Below are 22,126 nucleotides of genomic sequence, written 5' to 3'. Positions count from 1 at the left end.
GACCGGGACCGGGTGCGGGTCGGCCGGGTTGAACACGATCTGCATCGTGTAGATCGGACTGGTGCCGATGTCACCGAACACGACACCGATCGCGCCCACGACCGCGGCGAGCCGTACCGCGTCGCGCGGGCCCGCGTGCGGCGCCGCCGCCGGCTGTTGATCCTCGACCACCGCAAAACCTCCCCAGGGCGGACGCGCGTATTGATCACGTCGTCTCGCGCGGGACCGTACCCAGCCCACACGCTGCGGAAGGTCCCGACCCGCGTGAAAAGCGCGTTATAAATCCCGGCGACTCCTTGCGAAGGAGGCAGAGAAGCGCCCCGGCGCGGCCGCTGGTGTGCGACCGCGCCGGGGCGGGGTGGTTGACAGGGTCAGGGCAGGCGCCAGAGCTGGTTGGCCGCGCCGAGGCAGGTCCAGATGTGGATCTGCTGGCCGTCGCGGGAGTTGTTCTCGCTCACGTCGAGGCACTTGCCGGAGTTCGGGTTGACGATCGTGCCGTCCGTGCGCGGCGTCCAGTTCTGCGCGCCGGAGTTGTTGCAGGTGTAGAGCTGCACCTTGGTGCCGTCCGCGGTGCCGGAACCGTCCACGTCCAGGCACTTGCCCAGCGCGCGCAGCGTGGCGCCGGTCCGGGTCCAGCTCTGCGCCGCGGACTGGTTGCACGTGTAGAGCTGGACCTTGGTGCGGTCGGCGGCGTTGCCACCGGCCACGTCCAGGCACTTGCCGGCCAGGCCGACGACCGGGCCGCTCACCGGCGGCGGCGTACCCCCGAGCTCCTTGATCCGGATGTTGCGGAACGACACGGTGTCGCCGTCGCCGTGGTTCTGGATGCCGATGTGACCGGCCAGCGACCGCACCGGGTCCGTGTTGGTGAAGTCGTTGATCCGCACGCCGTTGAGGAAGATCTGCAGGCGTTCGCCCTCGACCAGCAGCTCGTAGGTGTTCCACTCGCCGGGCGGGTTGAGCGCGGCGTCGCGGGCGGCCAGGTCCGCGGCCTTGAACGTGTAGACCGACCCGGTGGTGCGGTCGTCCGCGTCCGTGGCGTCGATCTGGATCTCGTAGCCGTTGTTGACCGCGGACCACGGGTCGGTCGACGGCGGGAAGCCGATGAACACGCCGCTGTTGTCGTCGTCGGCCATCCGCCAGTCCAGCTTCAGCGAGTAGTTGCTGAACTGCTTCGCCTGGTGCCAGTACAGCCCCATGCCGCCGGTGGAGGTGAGCGTGCCGTCCGTGTTCGTGAACGCGCCCGGCCCCGCCTGCGCCCAGCCGCTGGTCAGCGCCGTGTACCCGGTCTCCGGCCGGCAGTCGGCCTGCGCCTGACCGGCCGCGTAGCGGAGGCCGCCGAGCAGGTGCTGCCGGAAGACCGGGTCCGCGAACGACTCCTGCGTGTGGCCGCTGCCGGTGTAGAACGAGCGGCCGCCGCCGAGCGTCTTGCACCAGGCGATCGGGTGGTCCGCACCCATACCGCCGCCGGAGTACGTCGACTCGTCCAGCGTGGACAGCACGCGCGCGGTGGACCGGGGGTTGGTGCGGTAGTTGTACCACTCGTCGGTCCGGTTCCACGCCTGCGGCAGGTGCGCGGTGGCCGCGTGCGCCCGGTCCTCGGTGCGGATCACGGCGGGCTGGATCGCGGGGTGCGAGGCGAAGTACGCACCGACCAGCTCGCCGTAGAACGGCCAGTCGTACTCGGTGTCCGCGGCCGCGTGCACCCCCACGTAGCCCTTGCCGCCGCGGATGTACGACTCGAACGCGGTCTGCTGGCCCGCGTCCAGCACGTCGCCGGTGGTGCTGAGGAAGACCACGGCCTCGTAGCCGGCCAGCCCGGCCGCGGTGAACGTGCCCGCGTCCTCGGTCGCGGTCACGCTGAACCCGTTGGCCGCGCCCAGCTCGCGGATCGCCTGCACGCCGGCCGGGATGGAGTCGTGCCGGAACCCGGCCGTCTTCGAGAAGACCAGCACGTCGAACGGATCATCTGCCTGTTGAACAGGGACCGCCGTCGGTAGCAGCAGCACGGCGGCGAGGATTCGACCGATCACGGCAGCACCCACTTCTGGTTGGCGACGTCCAGGCAGTCCCAGATGTGGATCTGCTGGCCGTCGGCGGGGTTGTTCTCGGACACGTCCAGGCAGCGGCCGGACTGCGGGTTGCGCAGCGTGCCGGCCGGCTGCGGGGCCCAGACCTGCGCGGCGGAGTTGTTGCACGTGTAGAGCTGGACCTTGGTGCCGTTCGCGGTGGCGCCGCCGGCTATGTCCAGGCACTTGCCGAGCGACTGGAGCGCGCCGCCGGCCGTGAGCGTCCAGTTCTGCGCCGCGCTGTTGTTGCACGTGTAGAGCTGGATCTTCGTGCCGTCCGCGGTGTTCGCGCCGGCCACGTCCAGGCACTTGCCGGCCAGGCCGCGGACCGGCCCGGCACCCTTGTTGAAGGTGAACGCGTCCAGGTCGTAGAGCGCGGCGGTCCCGGACCCGGCGAACGTCAGGTACAGCGTGGTCGTGGCCGTGGACGCGCCGCTGAGCGTGCCGGTCACGTCCGCGAACGTCTCCCAGGATCCGGTCACCGGTACGGTCGCGGAGCCGAGCACCGTGCCGGTCGGGGAACCGGCCCGGACCTGCAGCGTGCCGCCCGCGCCGCCGGAGGAGACCCTGGCCGTGAACGAGGTGGCGCCGGCCAGCCGGTACGGCGTGAACGCGATCCAGTCGCCGTTGTGGATGTCACCGACGGACCGGCCGCCCTCGGCCGTGGTCTTGGCGAACGTGTTGACGCCGGACGAGGTCGCGTAGTGCTCGGCCTGCCGGTGCCGCGGCTGCAGGATGTGCTGCTGGTGCGCGATCAGGCCGCTCGCGTCCGTGTAGGCGGCGTCGAACACGGCGAAGATGTTCGCCGCGCTGTCGTGCTCGCCGTCGACCGGGATGGTGATCTGCCCGGAACAGCCGTCGGCCGAGGTGATCTGGTGGCCGTGGCTGTCGTGGCCGAGCACGTACGTCATCCGGGCCCGCGCGCAGTCGATCGTGCCGTCCTCCGGGTCGGTGACCGTGAACGAGAACGGGATCGTGTCGCCGTAGGAGAACAGCGTCCCGGCCGCGGGCGACGTGATCGTGATGACCGGCGCGGTGTTGCCGACCCCGACCTGCACACTGGCGGTGCCGGTCGCGCCGGACGGGTCCCGCGCGGTCAGCGTCACCGTGTAGGTGCCGTTCGCGGTGTACGTGTGCGTCGGGTTCGCCGCCGTGGAGGTGCCGCCGTCGCCGAACGCCCACGAGTAGGTGAGCGCGTCACCGTCCGGGTCGGACGAGCCCGCGGACGAGAAGGCCACGGTCAGCGGCGCCTGCCCGGTCGCCGGGTTCGCCGCGGCCACCGGGATCGGCGCGCGGTTGCCGCCGGCCAGGTAGTCGAAGCGGTACAGCGCGGAGAACGCGTCGCCGTTGAAGAAGCCGGTGCCGTAGTCGAGCACGTAGAGCGCGCCGTCCGGCCCGAACGCCATGTCCATGACCTGCTTGCCGGTCCACGGGAAGCTGCTGATCCCGCCGGGGGAGCCGTCGCCGTTGAGGTGGATCGGCTTGATCCAGCCGCGGCCGAACTCGCCGGCGAAGAAGTGGTTGTCCAGCTCGGCCGGGAACTTCGTGGCGGAGTTCAATGCCGGGTCGAAGTGGTAGACCGGGCCGGCCATCGGCGACTCGGAGCCGCTGCCGAACTCCGGTGGCGCGCCGGCGTCGCCGCCGTAGCGGATCCAGGCCGGTCGGGCGGCCGGCAGCGTGGCCCGGCCGGTGTTGCGGAACGAGTTGTTGGTGGCGCCGGCCGCGCAGGCGAACTTCGGCCCGGTGGCGTTGGTGGCGAAGTTCCACTCGTTGTAGGTCTCGGCCGTGGTGTTCGTGCCGGTGCAGTACGGCCAGCCGTAGTTGCCGGGGCCGGTGATCCGGTTGAACTCGACCTGGCCGCCGGGCCCGCGGTTCGGGTCGGTGGCGCCCGCGTCCGGCGCGTAGTCGCCGAGGTAGACGACGCCGGTCTGCTTGTCCACGCTCATCCGGAACGGGTTGCGGAAGCCCATCGCGTAGATCTCCGGGCGCGTGTCCGCCGTCCCGGGCGGGAACAGGTTGCCGGCCGGGACGGTGTACGTGCCGTTGGGCTGCACCGTGATCCGCAGGACCTTCCCGCGCAGGTCGTTGGTGTTGGCGGCGGTACGCTGCGCGTCGTACGCGGGGTTGCGGTTGGTCCGCTCGTCCAGCGGCGCGAACCCGGCCGAGTCGAACGGGTTGCTGTCGTCGCCGGTCGACAGGTAGAGGTTGCCGGCCGCGTCGAAGTCGATGTCGCCGCCGACGTGGCAGCACAGGCCGCGGTCGGCCTTGACGTCCAGCACGTCCACCCTACTGCCGGTGTTCAGCGTGAAGTCCGCGTTCAGCGTGAAGCGGGACAGCCGGTTGACGCCCTGCCAGGCGCTGAAGTCCGTGCCGGTCGAGGGCGCGTCGCCGGCCGGGGTGTTCAGCGGCGGCGCGTAGTAGAGGAAGATCTGCCGGTTCTGCGCGAAGCCGGGGTCGACGCCGACGCCCTGCAGCCCCTCCTCGTCGTGCGTGTAGACCGGGATCGTGCCGATCACGCGGGTGGTGCCGGCCGCGTCCGTGCGCCGCACCGTGCCGTCCCGTGCGGTGTGCACCACGGAGCGGTCGGGCAGCACCGCCATCGCCATCGGCTCACCCATCTCGGCGAGACCCTTTGCCAGTGTGACCTGCTGGAAGTCGGCCGGATCGATCTCGTGCGCGGCCGCGGGAACGGGGATCGCGACCAGCGCCAGTGATCCAACGATGCAGATGAGTCGATGCCTGAAGGACATGTGTGCCCCTTGGTGGAGGGGGGAATGTAACGCGACCTTAGGCCACTTTTGACAGAGCCGCAACAACTTCGGTGTGCTCCGACAAAAGTGGCCCGCCGTCGGGTCAGGACCGGCCGGTCAGCTCCGTCAGGTCCCGGAACAGCTCGGACGCGGTCACCGGGTCGAGCCGGTCGAGCGGGATCCGCTTGTCGTCCGGCCACCAGCCCTGCCCGACCCCGTCCCCCAGGTACGGCGTCTCCAGCCGCTGGTCCTCGAAGTCCGCCGGATAGCCGATCGGGATGCCGGGGCTGAGGTCGACGACCACGGTCCTGCCGCCGCGCACCTCCCGCTCGATCCAGCCCTGGATGCCCGCGTCCTGCGGCTCACCGCGCCGCCAGCCGCGCTTCTCCATGCCGAGCACGCGCCCGGTCGGCACCTCGACGTCGTGGAAGACCGCGAAACCGTCCGCGCCCGGCGTGAACACCTCGCGGCCGAGCTGCGGGAACGGCTGCAGGATCTCGTAGTCGGCGAACACCTCCGCCCAGGCCGCGCACCGGTCGCCGAGCTCCAGCGGGTGCGGCAGGCCGACCACGGCGTCGTCCGCGACCGTGAGCGGTGCGTCGTCCAGATCGGAGAGACTGCGGTCCTCCGCGATCCGGAAACCGTGGGCGACCACGTCACCGTCGTAGACGGCCCAGACCAGGCGGCGGGCCAGGTGCCACAGCAGCGGGTGCTCCGCGAAATACGTCCGGAACTCCGCGCCGGACCAGCGACGGCCGTCGACCATCGCCTTCTCCAGCCGCAGCAGCTGGTCGCCGGCGAGCGTGCGGACGTCCTTCTTCAGCGCGGAGAACCGGGCCGCGGCCTCGGTGGCGGCCTTCGGCAGCGACTTCAGCCGCTTCCCGGCGTCGTCCGTGACGTAGGGCTTCAGCTGCTCGTCGAAGCCGACCACGAACTCCCGCGTGCCGTGCGGCAGCCGCAGCGACCCGTCCGCTGCCAGCCCCAGGTCCGGCACCAGCCGGTCGGCCAGCTGCTCGGTGGTCAGATCCAGTGCGGCGGCGACCTCGGCGATCTTCTCGACCGCGCGTTCCCGCAGCGCCTTGAACTTCACCTTCTGCGAGATGCCGTGCAGGTGCATCAGCGCCACGTCGGTGCCGATCGCGGCCAGCACGTCCAGCCCGGTCACCGCGCGCAGGTGCCCGCCCTCGCCCGGCCAGGCGCGGATGACCGGCGCGAGCCGGCGCACGGTGTCGTCGTCGCCGATCCACCGCAACGCGTCCAGCGCCCAGCCGTCCTTCGACGGCAGGCCCTCGGTCTGCCAGCGCCGGAACAGCCCCCAGCCGAACACGGCCAGGTCCGCCCGGTCCAGCAGCTCCAGCGCGATCGGCAGGCCCGGGTAGACCTCGCCGGGCCGGGAGATCGCCAGCATGGTGAGCAGGTGCCGGGCCGACTCGACCGGCAGCACGCCGGAGCCGTCCCGCAGCGCGACGCGGGGGAGCGTGGCCGGATCCGCCCAGTCCACCGAGGGGATCTTGGCGGGCAGCACGTCCAGCGGGTCCGTGTCCAGCATCGACTCGACCGCGGCGGCGACCTCCGGGCCGTACCGCTGGGCCTCGGTGTTGATCCTGGTTCTGTCGAGCGCACGCAGCGCGGTCTCGGCCTCGCGCCGGGCCGCGCCTGCCTTGCCGACCGCCGCGGGGATGAGCGCGCGGGCCGCCGCGGCCGGATGACGCCGCAGCCAGGCGCGGGCCGGCTCCCGCATGGTCTTCGTCCGCGCGAACCAGCCGGCCATCACGACGGCAAGATCAACACCGACGAAGGGCATCAGCGAGGGTACGGCGACGCCGCTGCTCTGCACGATCCGGATCGCGGCCGGGAGCGCGTCCGCGCCGTGCCGGGCCAGGACCACCGGAAGCCAGGACTCGGCACTCCACACATAACGCGGACTCCAGGTGCCGAGCAGCGGCAGGGCCAGCTCGTCCGGCCCCTTCGCGAACAGCATCATCTCCTCGTTGTACCGCGCCTGACCTGTCCGGATCCGCGCCGCGAGCGCATCGAAGTCCGTCGGATAGCGGCTGCGGAACTGGTAGTAGTCGGACTCCGCGAACCGCTCCCGCTCGCCCGGCTCCCAGCGTGCCTCGTCCGGCAGATCCGGCGTCAGGCCGGTGATCACGACCGGCTTGGCAGCCCTCTTGCGCTTGCTCCACGGCGGGCTGACCAGCACCGCGGGCAGCCGCGACACGGGCGCGTCGACGGCGTCGGTGTCGGCGAGGATCGCGCGCACCCGGCTCGCGGCCGCGGGCGGCAGCTCCGGCAGCAGCTCCTGCGCCAACGCGGGGAGCCGGGTGACCTGGATGCGCAGCAGGTCGTCGGTGACGCGCGCGCCGGACCGGGCCAGCATCCGCAGCGCGCGCCGCGGGAACCGGTCCGTCGCCTCGCGCAGCGCGGGCAGCACGTGCTTGGCCGCGGCCCGGTCCAGCAACGCCGTGTAGGCCTCGTCGGTCGGCAGCACGCTGATCGCGGTGACCAGGCGCCGGTCGATGTCCGCGCCGAGCTGGTGGTCGTCGCACCAGCGCAGCAGCACCGGCAGCAGGTCGTTGCCGAGGCCGTCCAGCAGCGTGGGCAGCGTCGGCCCGGACAGGTCGAGCAGCCACGGGGGCAGCACCGCGATGACCCGCTCCAGCTGGTCGACGGTCCGCATCGAGGCGAGCACCGGCACGCCCAGGTAGGGCATGGTCTCGTAGGTCCAGGCCGACAGCAGCGACAGATCCTCCTCCAGCCAGTCCTGCCGGTGCGGGAACAGGAACAGCGCGGCAAGCCGCTGCGCCGGATGCCCGGCGGTCCGGTAGGGCACGGCCAGGGCCTCCGCCGCCGCGTGGTCCGCCTCGCTCGCGGTCGCCAGCCGGGCCCGCGCCTCGGCGGCGAACCGCTCGCTGCGCTTGACGTCCGAGTACTGCAACGTGACGTGGCCGGGGTTCGCCACCCGCAGCCACTGGCCGGCGACGTCGTCGCCGCCGCGGCCGAGCGTCACGCTGGTCGAGATCCCGGCCAGGTCCAGCGCGGTGTGCGCCAGGAACGGCACGCCCCGCGCGGCCACGAACGACGCCGCGGCGCCGGCCACCGCCGGTGCGTCGTCCCAGAACACGCCGCCGACCGCGGCCGCCACCAGCGCGGCCGTGCCCCGCGGGCTCGCGGACGCCGGATCGGCGAGCGCCTTGAGACCGGCCTCGCGCAGCTCCGGATGCGTCCGGTCGTGGCGCAGCACGATCTCGGCGCGCTCGCGATGCTCCGTCAGGAACTCGCCCGGCTTGACCGGTGGCGCGCCGTCGGCGAACCAGCCGCCGCGGCGCAGGTGCATGGCCCGCCGGTACGCCGCCGGCGGCACCAGTACGTCTTCGCTGCTCATCCCGTTGTCCCCCTTCAGCGGCGCCACTCTATCGAGGGGGTACGACAAGCCCTCTCCGGCCGGCGGATCGTGCGGTGCCCGTCCGGCAGGCCCGATTCCGAATTGGACGATCGGCCGGTTGATACGGTCGATCTATGACTTTTGTGCTCTCTGCGTTGGAGCTCGTGGTGGCGGAGAGGGGCCGGACCGCCGCCGAGGTGACCGAGGCGACCGCCCGTACCGTGCGGCGCCTCGACGACCTGGGCTATCACCGGGTCTGGTTCGCCGAGCACCACGGCACGGCGCTGTCCGCCAGCGTGGTCCCGGCCGTCCTGATCGCACACTTCGCGGCCCGGACGAGCCGGATCCGGGTCGGCTCCGGCGGCGTGCTGGCCCCCAACCACGCGCCGCTGGCGCTCGCCGAGCAGTTCGCCACGCTGGCGACGCTGTACCCGGACCGGATCGACATGGGGATCGGGCGCGGCCCGGGGACCTTCGACCAGTCGATCGTGCGCGCGCTCCGGCGCGACGCCGAGCCGGGGACGGAGCAGGAGTACGCCGACGACGTGGAGAGCGTGCTGCGGTACCTGTCGGGCGAGGCCGGGGTGCGGCTCATCGCGGGCTGGCAGCCGGACGAGGGCGGCGCCCGGCCCTGGCTGCTGGCGTCCAGCACGGCCAGTGCGGAACTGGCGGGCCGGCTCGGCCTGCCGATCGTTCTGGCGCACCACATACGCCCGGACCGGTCGGCCGAGACCGCGGCGCGGTACCGGGAGGTGTTCACGGCCTCGCGGTGGGCGGACCGTCCCTACGTGATGGTCGCGGTGGAGGCCGTGGTGGCGGACAGCGCGGAGGCGGCGGCGTGGCTCGCCCGGCCGACCGACCTCGCGAGGTCCACACCGGGGTCGGATGCGCTGTGGTCGCCGGCGGAGGCGGCCGGTCGTGAGCTGCCGGAACAGGGGCGCGGCTATGCGGAGGCGGTCGGTGCGATGCAGGCTCGCGGCACGGTGGACACCGTCCGGCGGCGCTTCGCGGAGATCGTCGCGGAGACCGGGGCGGACGAGCTCATGCTCTACCCCAACATCTACGACCCGGAGCAGCGGATCCGGTCATACGAACTCGCGGTCAAGGCGGCCGGGCAGTGAGCAACTGGCGGGGATCGGGGCGGGTGCGGCGTACCCTCGAAAAGATTTTGATCTTTTAGGAGGGATCTTCCGGCTGCAGCGCGTCGAGGAGCGCCCGGAGGCGGCGCCGGCGGGTGAGGCGGCCCTCGAACAGGCCGACCTGCCAGGCGGCGGGGCTCGACGTCTGGCGTTGCCACTGGGCGGCGAGGACGCGGGTCGGCTCGGCAGCCAGCAGCGCGTCGGCGAGCGGGGCGGGCAGGTCGAGGACCAGTACGGGGGCGAACGGCAGGTGCTGCTCGACGCGGACGGCGGTGAGGTCGCGTATCGGCAGGCGGACGTCCCACCAGTCCTGGTCGTCGGCGTCGCCCGCCCACACGCCGCGCAGCCGGGCGCGGACCTCGCCGTCGGAGACGGACAGGACCGGGCGGCCCGCCCCGGACGCGTGCCAGGCCACGGACGCGAACGTGACCAGCAGGTACAGCAGCGGCGGGCCGAGCAGCACCGCGGGCGCGGCCACGTAGGGCAGCCAGGCCAGACCGGCCGGCGCCAGCACGGGGGCGAGCAGCACGGTCAGCGGCACGGTCACCACGAACAGCCCGACCTGCGCCCAGATGAGCGCGGGCGAGATCTGGTAGCCGGCCCGGACCGGCCGCAGCGTGCCGGCCAGGCGCAGCAGCGGACGGCGCATGCGCAGCTCCGGCGTCATCACGGGCGGTGCAGGCCGCGCTGGAGATCCTCCACCCGTTCCTGCTGCTCGCGGACCAGGCGCTGGTAGGCGACGACCTGGTCCTGGACCTGGGCGAGCGCGTCCGCGCCGAAACCGCCGGCGCCGGCGGCCATGTCCGCGACCATGCTGTTCAGTCCGCTGGTGGCGGCGTCGGAGGCGCGCTGGGCCGCGGCCAGGATCGCCTCCCGCAGCGCGTCGGTGGACGTGTAGTGCGCCTCGGGGGAGAACTGCAGGTCGACGAGCCGGCCGCCGGGCGCGCACACGGCGCGGACCAGGCCGGCGTCGTCGGCGCCCTCGCCGTTGAGGTCGCGCATGCCGGCGGCGAACCGCTGGGCCTGCTCCGCCATGGTCTCGATCCGGCGCTGCACGTCAGGGTCGATCATCTGTGGCCTCGGATTCTCGGTATGGATGGTCAGGCGAAGTTGTCGCCGACGCGGAACTCGGTCAGGTCCGGCACGCCGGCCGCGCCGTCGTCCGGCAGCGTCATGAGCTTCTGGAAGTCCTTGGTCAGCGTGTTGATCAGCGTGAACACCAGCCCGCCGGCGGCGCTGACCGCGGCGATCATGGTGAGGGCGGACCCGGCCACGACCGCGCCGGTCGACTCGATCACGGCCTCCAGCGCGGGCGCGGCCGGCGGGAACATCTGGGCCGCGCGCATCGCGATCAGCCAGACCAGGAACGGCACGGTCATCGCGCCCAGCGCGATCCACAGCCCGGTCAGCGCGATGTTGAGCGAGTGAAGGGCCTCGCCGAGGGTACGCAGATAGGCGCCCAGCTCGTCCAGGTGCGCCTTCATCTTCGTGGCCATGATGATGAACGCGTCCTTGCCCTCGCCCTTCCAGGTGCCGGTCGCGGCCGCGCAGATCTTGTCGAAGTTCGTGTTCAGTGCCTTCTGCACGTTGTCGCCGTGGCGCATCAGGTCCGCACCGGCCTGCGCGATCCCGACCGGGTTCGCCACGAACAGCGCCGCACCGACCGCGCCCACGATGAACGTCGGGCACAGCGCCGCGCACGCGGACATGCTCGCCATGATCGCGCCGATCTCCGCCAGCGTGATCGTCGCGCCCGCGGCCAGCACGGCCGGATCCTGCACGGCCCGCCCGACGCCGGTCTGCCCGTACGCACTGCCGAAGCTCAGCGGCGCCGCCGCCGTCCCGCCGAAGCCGGACACGTGCAGATTCTCCGTCGCCTCGTACTGGGCGGCGACGGTCTCCAGCTTCGCGCCGATCTGCCGGCACACGTCCGCCGCACCCTGCACGTCCTTGACCAGGAAGTCGACGCGCTGAAGGTACGCCGCCTCGAGCGGCGACAACGCCACCCCGAACCCCGGCATGTCGATCACACTGTCCCGCGCGATCTCCCCGGCCGCGTCCGCGTAATCATCCGCCACCGTCGTACCCAGGCTGCGCCCGTGAATCCGCACATCGTCCGGATCTACCGTGAAGTCACCCACGCCCTCGCCCCCGCTCTTCCGCTCCCGGCGAATGCTAGGCGATCACGACCAGCCCCGCCCTCCGTCCGGGAACAGACGGAGGGCGGGATGTCCGGAACACTCAGCAGTAGAGGTTGGCGCCGGGGGTGACGCCGAGGATGCCGGTGAAGCGCTGGTAGGCCGACACGCGCGCCTGGACCGCGTCGGGGCGTTTGCCGTCGCATTCCAGGGCGCCGTTGATCGTGCGGATCGTCTGGCCGAAGCCGGCGCTGTTGACCATGGCGTTGTGGCTGGTCATCGAGCCGGCGCCGGTCGAGGTCATCCAGAACCAGATGCCGGTCTTCCAGGCCACGGCCGGGTCCTGCTCGACGCGCCACGGGTTGTTCAGCAGGTCGATGCCGAGCGCGTCGCCGGCCGCCTTGTAGTTGTAGTTCCATGACAGCTGGACCGGGCCGCGACCGTAGTACGCGGCCTGGCCGGCGGGACAGCCGAACGGCTGACCCCAGTCGCAGTAGTGCGGGTAGTTCGCGGTGTTCTGCTCCACGACGTACACCAGGCCGCCGGTTTCGTGGTTGACGTTCGCGAGGAAGGCGGCGGCCTCCTGCTTGCGCACCGTGTCGCTGCCGGTGCCGGCGAACCCCGGGTAGGCGCTCAGCGCCGCGACCAGCCCGCTGTAGGTGTAGAAGCTGTTCCGGCCCGGGAACATCGAGTTGAACTGCGCCTCGGTGACCACGAAGCCGCCCGGGTTGCCACCGCCCGCGGCCGGCGCGTTCCACTTCTGGTTGGCCCCGCCGGTGCAGGTCCACAGGTGGACGATCGTGAAGTCGGCCGAGGAGTTGCCGTTGAGGTCCAGGCACTTGTTCGCGTTCGGGTTGACCAGGTCGCGGGCGCCGCTGAACACCCACTGCTGGGCCACGCTGCCGTTGCAGTCCCAGATCTGCACCTTGGTGCCGTCCGCGGTGCCGGCGTTGGAGACATCCATGCATTTTCCGGCGGTACGGATGGTGCCGTCGCCGGGCCGCGTCCACTGCTGGGTGGCGTCGCCGACGCAAGGATAGAGGTCGATCGCGGTGCCGTTGCCGGTGTTGCCGCCCGCCGCGCCGATGCACTTGCCGGCCAGCCCGGTGATCGTGCCGGTCGCGGCCGAGGCGGGCTGGCCGGTGAACGCGAGGAGGCCGAGGGCGGTGGTCAAGCTCAGTGCGGCGGCGAGCAGGGTCCGTCGAAGCTCAGGGAAGCGCATGCGGGGAGTCCTTCCGCTGGGGTGCGTTCATGCAACACCGGTGTACATAGACATGTAAAGATTTTTGAAGTTTCTTTACTATTTTTCTGTCGGAGGGGTCCGCTAGCGTGCCCCGCATGCGATCCACACCCCTGCTGCCGGAGGTGGCCGAGCCTCCGCCGCGGGCCAAGGCGATCCGCGTCCCCGGCCTGGTCTGCCACGACCCGCCCGGCGAGACCTGGCTGCCGGGGGAGCGGGACCGTTGGCGCGCACTCGCGCCGGACACGATGGACACGAGGACGTTCGCCGAGTGGGACCCGCCGCCCGGCGCCCGCACCGAGCCGGAGCAGTCCGTCGTCGCCCGATTCGGCCTGGACGTGCTGCCCTCCGCGCTGCGGATCGCGGCCCGGCACCCCGACAGGATGGGTGTGCTCCTGCTGCCTTTTCACACCCCAGACCTCGCCGGTACGGTGGCAGGCTGGCTCACGCGCGCCGGGTCCGCGCGCCTGTGGGCCCGGCTGTGGCTGGACCGGCACCCCGAGCCCGCCGCCCGCGCGCTCATCCCGCCCGCGCTCGCCCGCGCAAAACCCCACCGCGACAACGCGATCGCCGGGCTGCACATGCTCGACCGGCTCGGCCACCGCACGGTCATCGACAAGGCCGCCGCCGAGTACGGGGTGGACGCACTGCCGTCGTTCGGCATCGAGGTCTCCGTGCCGCAGCGCGCGCTCATCCCGTGGGTCCTGGCCGAGACGCTCCCGCCGATCCGGCTGCGCGCCGACGGCACCGCGCTGCCGGTCGAGGACGTGCGCACGCTGCTGGACGCGCTGACGTACACCCGTTTCGGCGCTCTCGCCGAGCCCGCACCCGGCCACTACGACCCCGCGACCGGCCGCGCCACCCCGGTCGACTCCGCCGCCGCACCCCAGCCGCCGCCGGCCACCGACACCCCCGGCACGCCGGTGATCGAGGCGGCCCGGCGGCTCTGTGACGCCCGGGACCTGGCCCGCTTCGGCGCGGCACTGCTGGAGCGGTGGGTCGCGGCCTCGCTGCCCCCGCAGGAGTCGTGGATCCTGCTCGCCCAGGCGCACCTGGCCGACGCGGACACGACCGCGAGCCTCGGCGCGGAGATCCGCACCTGGCCCGGGAGCAGACGGTTCGCGCGCGCCGGCGAGGGCATCGCGGTGCTGTGCGCGCTGGCCGGGCGCGAGTGGGGGCCGGTCGCACGGGCCGCGCTGTGGGAGCTGCACCAGCTCAGCGGCCTGCACGCGGCCACGGTCCGCGACCGCGTCCCGGTCTGTCTCGCGCAGGCCGCGGCCGTGCACGGGCTGACCGCGGCACAGGTCCCGTTCCGTGCCGGACCGGTCGATCTGGGCCTGGGGGAGGACGGGCGGACGGCGCTCGACTACGGGCCGCGCCAGGTGATCGTGGGCGTCGACGACGGGCTGGAGGCCTATGTGGCCGAGGTGCTGCCGCGGGTCGATGCCTCCGGCCTGATGTCTCGGCCGGCGAGAGACGCCTCCGACTCGCCGGGCGACGCCGTGGGCGGCGCCGCTGACGAGACGCCGCGCGCCGTGGGCGGTGTCCGTGGTGTGCCGACCGGCCCGGCCCCCGTGCTGTCCGTCCCTGCGGGAGCCGTGTCACGCACGCTGCCCCGCTCCACCACCCGCGACGACCCGGCCGCCGTCGCCACGGCCCGCGCCCGCTGGACCCGCCTGCGCAAGGATCTGCGCACCGAGACCGCCCGCCACGTCGCCTACCTGGAACAGGCGCTGATCGCCGGCACCCGCTGGCCCGCCGCCGAGCTCACCCGCCTGACCCGCCACCCGCTGCTCGGCCCGCTCTCCCGCCGCCTCCTCTGGGCTTCGTACCCGCCGTCCGCGCCGCCCCGCATGCTGCGCGTCTGCGAGGACGGCAGCCTCGCCGACCTCGACGAACGCCCGGCCACGCTCCACCCGTCCACGCAGATCGCCCTGGCCCACCCCGCCGAGATCGGCCCGGACCTGGCCCGCTGGAGCGAGCTGTTCACCGACTACAAGATCCTGCAGCCCTTCCCGCAACTCGGCCGCGAACGCTTCCCGCTCACCGCCGCCGAGCTGGCCGCCCCCGAGCTGACCCGCGTCATCGGCCGCCCGGTCGACCTGGGCCGCAAACGCACCCTCCAGCGCCACGGCTGGTACGAGGACGTCCGCTCCGGCCTCCCGTTCGGCGCGTTCCGCCTGATCCGCCGCCTCCCCGCCGACCTGATCTTCGTCCTCGACATCGCCTCCTCGCACATCACCGACGCCTACCCCGAGGAGAGCGGCACCCTCCACTGGCGCCGCCCCCACCACCTCCCGCTGTCCACACTCGCCCCGATCACCCTCGACGAGGTCATCCGCGAGATCACTACGCTCACGTCTCTCTAGGTAGTCAAGTTCTGACTTAATGTAGGCAAATGGCGTCGACGGTTTTCCATGTGGCGATGGGTGCCGAGCTCGATCTGCGCCGGGCGGATCTCGGGCATCCGGACGTTCCGGGGCTGTGGGAGCGGCTGCACGGCAGCATCGTGCGCGGCGTCCTGCAGTGTGCCGAGTTCCGGGCCGGCGGTTGCGACGACGACTGCCAGCAGTGGATGTACCTGCGGAAGACCTCCACCGGCCACCGCACCGCAGTCCACATCATGCCGGCCGAGTCGGAATGGGACCGCGACAGTGACGAGCACAAGGCGCTTCGTGAACGCATGGCCCGTACCGCCGAGAAGAATGGGTTCCGAGCGGAGATCGACGTGCCCCTGGCCGCGGACAGGCGGATGCGCACGTCGGCCCTGATCCACGGCGACGGCGTCACGCTCGCCTGCGAGCCACAACTGACACCCGTCTCACCCGGCACGGTCCGGAATCGTTCGGCGGTCGCAGACAGGGCCGGGGTCACTCCGCTGTGGGCGACCAGCAGCATCCGTACCCCCGTGATGAACAGGGCGCCCTGGGCGCGGATCGACCACATGGAGTGGCGGCGCTACGCCGACCCGGACTTCGAGATGCCGGTGCGGGGCGGCTATCGCGCGCTCATCTCCTTCCGATGCACGCCGGGCACGGTCTGCAACGACCGGAAGCGCGGCGAGCCCTGTAGCGGATGGAACTCGCAGTTCGAGCCGAGGCAACTGCGCCGCTTCGACGACCTGATCGTGCGCGCCGCCGCACGCGACCTGATTCCGGTCACACAGCGTAGGTCGGCGAGATCTGCTTTCTACTTCTGGGCGCCCGCCAACGACCTGGCCCAACTGGAGATCACTCCGCAGCGCGCGATCGTGACGGATCTCGGCTCCCCGAGGGATCCGACCCCGGTCACCTCGACGATCGGCGCCAGCTGGGTGGAGGGCCTGACGCCCCGGCGACGGGCGGACCGGCCGGACGACGGCGAGGCGGTGCCGGTCCGGCGCAAGGCGGAGTCGCTCGCTCGGGAGTTGCGTGCGCTGGAGAACATCGACGCGTTCCTCGCGGAGGTGCGGTCCCGCAACCAGTGGATCACCACGACGCACCGGCGACTGACCGACGACCCGCGCGGGATGGTCGGCTGGTCGGTCGAGATCACCGACGCGTCCGGCGTGACCGCGCCCGTCCGGGTCCTGCTGCCCGACGCCGACTACCGCACCGCGGCGAGCACGTCCGTCCGCGCGCCGTTCTGCGAGATCGACGGCCGGCCCTGGTGGTGGTGCGAGGCGACCGGGGTGGTCGCGAATTATGACCCCAAGAGGATTACCCACGAGTAGCTCCGAGGGGACACGATGGCGGCACCCACTCCCGTCCATCGATATAAGGAGCTCGCCGTGGCCCACAAGCACCGGCGCCTGACCATCGCCGCCCTTCTCGCGACCGCCGTCTCCCTCGCCGTCCCGGGGCAGGCGCAGGCCGCGAACCCCTACGAGCGCGGGCCCGCGCCCACCACCGCCAGCATCGAGGCCGCCACCGGCTCGTTCGCGACGGCCACCGTGACGGTGTCCCGGTCCAGCGTGTCCGGGTTCGGGGGCGGCACGATCTACTACCCGACCAGCACGGCGCAGGGGACGTTCGGCGCGGTGGCGATCTCACCCGGCTTCACGGCCAGCCAGTCGTCGGTGTCCTGGCTGGGGCCGCGGCTGGCCTCGCAGGGGTTCGTCGTGATCACGATCGACACGCTGTCCACGCTCGACCAGCCGGCCAGCCGGGGGACGCAGCTGCTGGCGGCGCTGGACTACCTGACCGGGACCAGCTCCGTGCGTACCCGGATCGACGCCACCCGCCTCGGCGTCATGGGCCACTCGATGGGCGGCGGCGGCAGCCTGTCGGCGTCCGTCACCAGGCCGTCGCTGCAGGCCGCGGTGCCGCTCACGCCGTGGCACGGCACCAAGAGCTGGTCGTCGGACCGCGTGCCGACGCTGATCATCGGCGCGGAGAGCGACACGGTCGCGCCGGTCTCGTCGCACTCGGAGCCGTTCTACACGAGCCTGCCGTCGACGCTGGACAAGGCGTACCTGGAGCTCAACAACGCCTCGCACTCGGCCCCGACCTCGACGAACGTGACCGTGGCGAAGTACAGCATCTCCTGGCTCAAGCGGTTCATCGACGACGACACCCGCTACGAGCAGTTCCTGTGCCCGGCGCCGTCCGGCTCCGCGATCCAGGAGTACCGGGACACCTGCCCGCACTCCTGAGCCCGCACAGAACGGCGCCCTCCCGCAATGTTGCGGGAGGGCGCCGTTCAGCAGGACTGCGTCAGAGGACGCTTCGGCCGCGACGGCCGCCGACACCGGCGACGATCGCGACGCCGATGGCCGCGAACGCGACCTGGAAGATCAGCTCCCACCAGTCGAACCCGCTGGTCTCCGCGAGCCCGAACGCGCGGGCCAGGGCGGTGCCGAGCAGGGCGGCGACGACACCGATGACCAGGGTCAGCCACAGCGGGATGTTCTGCTTGCCCGGCACGACGAGGCGGCCCAGCGCGCCGATGATAAGGCCAACGATCAGTGCGACAACGATACCGGTGACGGTCACGTTAGTCTCCTTTGACGGTCCCGGGGCGGCTCGGGGGGTCGGGCCGCGCTCTACATCCGGCGACCGGTCGTGCCGGTCGAAATCATGAGTTCCCGGCCCCGCCACTTTTCAATCCACTCCACCTACTTCGTTTAGGTGATCCCTGGATCACAGCTGCTCCTGGGGGTTCACGACGACCCGCTGCCCGGTGCGCGCGGAGCGGGTGATCGCGTCCAGGAGCTGGTGGCGGCGGACGGCGTGGGCGAAGCCGGGCGCGAGCGTCGTGCCGTGGACCAGGTCGTCCCGGATGGCGGCGTACGCGTGGGCCAGCGTGTGGATGTGCGTCCCGGCCAGGTGGGGATAGCGGTCGTAGCCGTCCGGGAGGGCCGGCCCCGCCCCGCGCACGGTGACCGGGCCGATGTGCGGGAACTCGGCGCCGGTGATCTCCAGCCGCCCGTCGGTGCCGTCGATGACCAGTGAGAATCCCGCGCCGGAGGCAGCGCCGCCGCGATGGTGCGCGGACAGGATCGCGCCGCCCGCCACCGTACCGGAGATCGCGATCTGGTCCTCGGCACTCATCGGGACGAGCTGCCCGGTGGTGGTCAGCGGCACCCGGGGGCGCCGGGTCGCGGTCGTGGCGACCACGTCCCGCAGCTCACCGACGACCATGGACACCAGGTCGATCGCGGACCCGAACGCGATGGTCAGCATGGTGGCCCCGAGCGCGCGGTCCAGCGTGTAGACCGCGCGCGGGGAGACCGGCGTGCCCCACTCGGTCGAGGACGCCACCACGGTCGCGGAGAGCACCTCGCCCACGTGCCCCTGGCCCACCAGGTCCCGCACCCAGCGGAACACCGGCGACGCGCGTCCCTGCAGGCCGATGAAGGTCCGGGTGCCGCCGGCCGCGCGCTGGAGCTCCTCGGCCTCGGCCAGGTCGACGGCGAGCGGCCACTCCGACAGCACCGGGATGCCCGCGTACAGCGCCGGGAGCAGGAGTTCCCGGTGTGCGGGCACCTTGACGGCGACGACCACCAGGTCGACGTTCTCGTCCGCGGCGAGGTGCGCGACGGACGTGTAGCCGGGGACGCCGTACCGGGCCGAGGCGGCGCGGGCCGAGGCGGGCGAGCCGGTGGCCAGCGCGCGCAACTCGATCCCGTCGACCGCGGCGAGCGCGGGCAGGTGGGCTGCGGTGGCCCACCCGCCCGTGGCACTCAGCCCGGCGATGCCGACGCCGATCGGGCGGTCAGGCATTGAGTTGCTTCGCGAGCATCTCCGCGTCGTGCAGGTTGGCCATGTGGACGAATCGCCCGCCCGAGGTGCGGTAGACGGCGAACTCGACGATCTCGAACGACCGGCCGGTGGGTTCCACGCCGAGCCACGGCTTCACCGGGGTGCCGCGGTTGACCAGCCGGGCCGCCAGGTCGTCGCCGTGCACGCTGAGGTCGGTGACCTCCCAGCTGAGGTCCGGGATCGCCTCGATCTCGGACGAGATGGCGGCGAAGATCTGGTCGCGGGTGACCCGGTCGCCGAAGTAGGTGACCTCGTCGCTGACGAACTCGTCGAGCCGGTGCAGCTCGCGGGTGTTGAGCGCCTCGATGTAGCGGGCGTAGAACGCGTGCATGGCGTTTCTCCTCGGTTGTCGTTGGGACAAGAATCCCGCCCGTCGTTGCTACGATCCATAACGTGAAGTCCGATAGTCTTTACGCATCGTCCAGCGTTGCGCCGTCGCTCGCCCCGGACGACCCGATCGCGGGCGCCATCGGGCTGCTGCGACCGCAGGCCGCGGTCCACCCCGGCCTGCACGCCGGGGGTTCGTGGGCGGTGCGCTTCGACGCGTTCCCGCACGTGCGGATCGGTGGTGTCGTCCGCGGTGCGGGCCTGCTGATCCTCGACGGTCGTGATCCCGTGCGGCTCGGGGAGGGTGATTTCTACCTGCTGAGCAACCCGCCGTCGTACCGGCTGGCCAGCTCCGTCACGGCCACGCCGCAGGACGCCCGGTCGCTGTGGGACACCGCCGTGAACGGCGTGGTGCGCATCGGTGCGGAGGCGGAGGAGGACACCTATCTGTGTGGCGGGTCGTTCCGGTTCGACGAGAACAACGCGCAGATCCTGATCGACATCCTGCCGCAGCTCGTGCACGTCAAGGCCGCCAGCCCGCGCAGCAGGCTGCTCTCCCACGTGACGGACCTGCTGAGCGCGGAGGCGGAGAACACCGCCGCCGGCCGGTCCCTGGTCCTGGACCACCTCGTGCAGATCCTGTTCGTGCACGTGCTGCGCGCCCACGTCGAGCAGACCGACCGGCCCGCCGGCTGGCTCGGCGCGCTCCACCAGGACGGCGTCGGCGCGGCGCTGCGCGCCATGCACGCGGACGTGGCGCACCGCTGGACGCTGCGGGAGCTCGCCGGCGTCAGCCGGATGTCCCGCTCGGCGTTCGCCACGTCCTTCAAGGACCAGGTCGGCACGCCGCCGCTGGAGTACCTGATCCAGTGGCGGATGAGCCTGGCCCGCGACGCGCTGTGCCGCAACACGCGGTCCATCTCCGAGCTCGCCGCCGCCACCGGCTACGAGTCCGAGAGCGCGTTCAGCACCGCCTTCCGCCGTGTCGTCGGCGCCTCCCCGAAGCAGTTCCGCGACTCCGCTCGCCGCGCGATCGTCGCGCTGTCCCAGGGTGACCCGGGTCCGTCGCCTCAGGTCTGATCTGGAGCGGACGTTCGGCCCGACTGAAAATCCGAGATGTTGAAGTGATGGTCGCCTATTGACACACCTTCTTAACAGTTTCAAGCTGAGAGCGCTCTCAGCCTGTCGGCGGGGAGTGCCGGCCCGTCAGAGGGAGTCTCAGTGCGTACCAAGAGAAGGCTTCTGCATCTGCTCGCCGCGCTTGCGGTGAGCGTTCCACTCATCGTGACCGCCGCCGTCCAGCCGGCCGAGGCGGTCGGTCCCGCCCTGCTGCCGGTGACCGTCACCAACAACACCGGTCGTGGCGAAGCCACCTATCTGTATGTGATCGGGACGAACCTGAGCACGGGGCGGCTCGGCTACGTGAACCAGGGCGGCACGTTCACGCCGTGGCCGGCCGGGTCGATCCCGCCCTCGCCGGCGCCGGACGTGGCGATCGGCGGGCCGGGCAACGGTGGTTCGACCACGGTGCAGTTCCCGCGCGGGTTCTCCGGGCGCATCTACTTCTCGTTCGGCGAGAAGCTCAAGCTGTTCCTGACGCCGGACGGGTTCGTGCAGCCGGCGCCGTGGAACAGCGGGGACGCCAACCACAACATCCTGTTCGACTGGAGCGAGTTCACGTACAACGTGGACGGGCTGTGGCTCAACAGCACGCAGGTCGACATGATCTCGGTGCCGCACGCGGTCACGGTGACCGGCGCGAGCGGCGTGACCAAGCGCGAGGGCGACCTGGTCAACGACGGCCGTAACGCGGTCTTCAACGCGATCCGCGCCCAGTCCGGATGGGCCAACACGATCAAGACCCGCTCCGACGGTACGGTGCTGCGCGCGCTCGCCCCCGGCAAGGCTGCGGAGGCGGGGCAGTTCAGCGCCACCTACCTGGACGGCTACATCACGTCCGCGTGGAACGCGTACACGAGCAAGACGCTCACGGTCACGCCGTTCCTGGACCAGCCGAACGTGAAGTACTTCGGCCGTACCTCCGGGAACGTCATGACCTTCACCAACACGTCCGGTGCGGCGGTGGCCTCGTTCAACAAGCCCTCGTCCTCGTCCGTGTGGGGTTGTGACAAGGACCTGTTCGCCCCGAACGACCTGGTGGTCGGCCCGATCGCACGGACGCTGTGCGCCGCGCTGAACCGGGGCACGCTGGGCACGATCGACACGCAGCCGTCGACGAACCCGGCGCAGTTCTACCAGAACAGCGCGCCGAACCACTACGCGCGGATCATCCACCAGAACATGGTGGACGGTAAGGCGTACGCGTTCGCGTTCGACGACGTCGGCAACTTCGAGTCGCTCGTGCACGACGGCGACCCGCGGTCAGCCTCGATCATCCTGACGCCGTTCGGCGCCGGTGGCACCACGCCGCCGCCCACGTCCGGCGCGGTGCCGCTGATCAGCGACTGGAACGGCAAGTGCATCGACGTGCCGAACAGCAACTTCTCCGACGGCGTGCAGCTGCAGACCTGGACCTGCAACAACACGAACGCGCAGAAGTGGGCGTTCAGCGGTAGCACGCTGCAGGCCGGCGGCAAGTGCATGGACGTGGCCGGCGGCAACCCGGCCGGCGGCACGGTCATCCAGCTGGCGAACTGCAACGGCAGCGTGTGGCAGCAGTTCGTCCTGTCCGGCGCCGGTGACCTGGTCAACGTGGGCGCGAACCGGTGCGTCGACATCCGGGACTGGAACGCGGCCGACGGCGCGCGCCTGCAGATCTGGGACTGCGCCGGCACCGCCAACCAGAAGTGGCACAAGGGATAGAGAACGGGGGCCC

General features: G+C 71.7%; 17 protein-coding genes. 6 read left to right on the top strand and 11 right to left on the bottom strand.

The window, feature by feature from the left end; translation table 11 throughout:
* From OP04_RS55915 to OP04_RS30525, 4 genes are all read right to left on the bottom strand, one after another.
* Window positions 1-99: KUP/HAK/KT family potassium transporter (locus OP04_RS55915; RefSeq protein WP_269746693.1), on the bottom strand; the 99-nt coding region annotated here is incomplete at its 3' end.
* A gap of 272 nt (window positions 100-371) precedes the next feature.
* The gene (locus tag OP04_RS30535) at window positions 372-2,033 is read right to left on the bottom strand and encodes a ThuA domain-containing protein (RefSeq protein WP_232323790.1); all 1,662 of its coding nucleotides are present in this window, start codon (window positions 2,031-2,033) and stop codon (window positions 372-374) included.
* Window positions 2,030-4,819, bottom strand: a complete 2,790-nt coding sequence (locus OP04_RS30530; protein WP_033343290.1) for a PQQ-dependent sugar dehydrogenase — start codon at window positions 4,817-4,819, stop codon at window positions 2,030-2,032. Before OP04_RS30530 ends, OP04_RS30535 begins: the two co-directional genes overlap by 4 nt.
* 103 nt (window positions 4,820-4,922) lie before the next feature.
* Complete coding sequence (locus OP04_RS30525; protein ID WP_063746719.1) at window positions 4,923-8,204, bottom strand: DUF4132 domain-containing protein; 3,282 nt, start codon at window positions 8,202-8,204, stop codon at window positions 4,923-4,925.
* Window positions 8,205-8,338: 134 nt separating this feature from the next.
* Between OP04_RS30525 and OP04_RS30520 the strand changes: the two genes are divergently transcribed.
* Window positions 8,339-9,325 (top strand): MsnO8 family LLM class oxidoreductase, encoded by a 987-nt coding sequence (locus OP04_RS30520; protein WP_033343288.1) that lies wholly within the window; start codon window positions 8,339-8,341, stop codon window positions 9,323-9,325.
* Between the two features lie 55 nt (window positions 9,326-9,380).
* On the opposite strand, the gene OP04_RS30515 is transcribed toward OP04_RS30520, so the two are convergent.
* The 4 genes from OP04_RS30515 to OP04_RS30500 all read right to left on the bottom strand — a co-directional run bounded on the left by OP04_RS30515 (window position 9,381) and on the right by OP04_RS30500 (window position 12,703).
* Window positions 9,381-9,992, bottom strand: coding sequence for a hypothetical protein (locus tag OP04_RS30515; protein WP_157240603.1), 612 nt, complete (start codon window positions 9,990-9,992; stop codon window positions 9,381-9,383).
* Between the two features lie 17 nt (window positions 9,993-10,009).
* Window positions 10,010-10,414 (bottom strand): YbaB/EbfC family nucleoid-associated protein, encoded by a 405-nt coding sequence (locus OP04_RS30510; protein WP_033343286.1) that lies wholly within the window; start codon window positions 10,412-10,414, stop codon window positions 10,010-10,012.
* Window positions 10,415-10,443: 29 nt separating this feature from the next.
* Window positions 10,444-11,421 carry a hypothetical protein gene (locus OP04_RS30505; protein WP_157240601.1) on the bottom strand — a complete coding sequence of 326 codons (978 nt, stop codon included), beginning with the start codon at window positions 11,419-11,421 and terminating at the stop codon, window positions 10,444-10,446.
* A gap of 163 nt (window positions 11,422-11,584) precedes the next feature.
* Window positions 11,585-12,703: a chitinase gene (locus OP04_RS30500; RefSeq protein ID WP_033343284.1), complete on the bottom strand. Its 1,119-nt coding sequence runs from the start codon at window positions 12,701-12,703 to the stop codon at window positions 11,585-11,587.
* A gap of 116 nt (window positions 12,704-12,819) precedes the next feature.
* On the opposite strand from OP04_RS30500, the gene OP04_RS30495 reads away from it, so the two are divergent.
* From OP04_RS30495 to OP04_RS30485, 3 genes are read left to right on the top strand one after another with little or no spacing between them, the layout of a single operon-like run.
* The gene (locus tag OP04_RS30495; RefSeq protein WP_033343283.1) at window positions 12,820-15,090 is read left to right on the top strand and encodes a DUF4132 domain-containing protein; all 2,271 of its coding nucleotides are present in this window, start codon (window positions 12,820-12,822) and stop codon (window positions 15,088-15,090) included.
* 56 nt (window positions 15,091-15,146) lie between these two features.
* The gene (locus OP04_RS30490; protein WP_033343282.1) at window positions 15,147-16,433 is read left to right on the top strand and encodes a hypothetical protein; all 1,287 of its coding nucleotides are present in this window, start codon (window positions 15,147-15,149) and stop codon (window positions 16,431-16,433) included.
* Between the two features lie 57 nt (window positions 16,434-16,490).
* Window positions 16,491-17,354: a poly(ethylene terephthalate) hydrolase family protein gene (locus OP04_RS30485; protein ID WP_033343281.1), complete on the top strand. Its 864-nt coding sequence runs from the start codon at window positions 16,491-16,493 to the stop codon at window positions 17,352-17,354.
* Between the two features lie 61 nt (window positions 17,355-17,415).
* On the opposite strand, the gene OP04_RS30480 is transcribed toward OP04_RS30485, so the two are convergent.
* From OP04_RS30480 to OP04_RS30470, 3 genes are all read right to left on the bottom strand, one after another.
* Window positions 17,416-17,694, bottom strand: coding sequence for a GlsB/YeaQ/YmgE family stress response membrane protein (locus OP04_RS30480; RefSeq protein ID WP_033343280.1), 279 nt, complete (start codon window positions 17,692-17,694; stop codon window positions 17,416-17,418).
* A 147-nt stretch (window positions 17,695-17,841) separates the two neighbouring features.
* On the bottom strand, window positions 17,842-18,924 hold the full coding sequence (locus tag OP04_RS30475; protein WP_033343279.1) for a Gfo/Idh/MocA family protein: 1,083 nt from the start codon (window positions 18,922-18,924) through the stop codon (window positions 17,842-17,844).
* A complete protein-coding gene (locus OP04_RS30470) occupies window positions 18,917-19,294 on the bottom strand; it encodes an ester cyclase (protein WP_033343278.1) in 378 nt (125 codons plus the stop codon). Before OP04_RS30470 ends, OP04_RS30475 begins: the two co-directional genes overlap by 8 nt.
* Before the next feature lie 62 nt (window positions 19,295-19,356).
* Between OP04_RS30470 and OP04_RS30465 the strand changes: the two genes are divergently transcribed.
* Window positions 19,357-20,370: an AraC family transcriptional regulator gene (locus OP04_RS30465; RefSeq protein WP_198154035.1), complete on the top strand. Its 1,014-nt coding sequence runs from the start codon at window positions 19,357-19,359 to the stop codon at window positions 20,368-20,370.
* Between the two features lie 141 nt (window positions 20,371-20,511).
* On the top strand, window positions 20,512-22,113 hold the full coding sequence (locus OP04_RS30460; protein WP_033343277.1) for a beta-1,3-glucanase family protein: 1,602 nt from the start codon (window positions 20,512-20,514) through the stop codon (window positions 22,111-22,113).
* Window positions 22,114-22,126: the final 13 nt, after the last annotated feature.

The organism is Catenuloplanes japonicus, from assembly GCF_000717135.1.
In the GTDB taxonomy this organism is placed as follows: Bacteria; Actinomycetota; Actinomycetes; order Mycobacteriales; family Micromonosporaceae; genus Catenuloplanes; species Catenuloplanes japonicus.
The sequence above is the reverse complement of the archived record's forward strand: the minus strand, read 5'-3'. Positions and strand labels throughout refer to the sequence as shown.

Coding starts and splice junctions, on each gene's coding strand:
- OP04_RS30520 (WP_033343288.1), top strand. CDS start 8,339: ATGACTTTTGTGCTCTCTGCGTTGGAGCTCGTGGTGGCGGAGAGGGGC.
- OP04_RS30500 (WP_033343284.1), bottom strand. CDS start 12,703: ATGCGCTTCCCTGAGCTTCGACGGACCCTGCTCGCCGCCGCACTGAGC.
- OP04_RS30475 (WP_033343279.1), bottom strand. CDS start 18,924: ATGCCTGACCGCCCGATCGGCGTCGGCATCGCCGGGCTGAGTGCCACG.
- OP04_RS30470 (WP_033343278.1), bottom strand. CDS start 19,294: ATGCACGCGTTCTACGCCCGCTACATCGAGGCGCTCAACACCCGCGAG.
- OP04_RS30515 (WP_157240603.1), bottom strand. CDS start 9,992: ATGCGCCGTCCGCTGCTGCGCCTGGCCGGCACGCTGCGGCCGGTCCGG.
- OP04_RS30490 (WP_033343282.1), top strand. CDS start 15,147: ATGGGTGCCGAGCTCGATCTGCGCCGGGCGGATCTCGGGCATCCGGAC.
- OP04_RS30510 (WP_033343286.1), bottom strand. CDS start 10,414: ATGATCGACCCTGACGTGCAGCGCCGGATCGAGACCATGGCGGAGCAG.
- OP04_RS30530 (WP_033343290.1), bottom strand. CDS start 4,819: ATGTCCTTCAGGCATCGACTCATCTGCATCGTTGGATCACTGGCGCTG.
- OP04_RS30525 (WP_063746719.1), bottom strand. CDS start 8,204: ATGAGCAGCGAAGACGTACTGGTGCCGCCGGCGGCGTACCGGCGGGCC.
- OP04_RS30495 (WP_033343283.1), top strand. CDS start 12,820: ATGCGATCCACACCCCTGCTGCCGGAGGTGGCCGAGCCTCCGCCGCGG.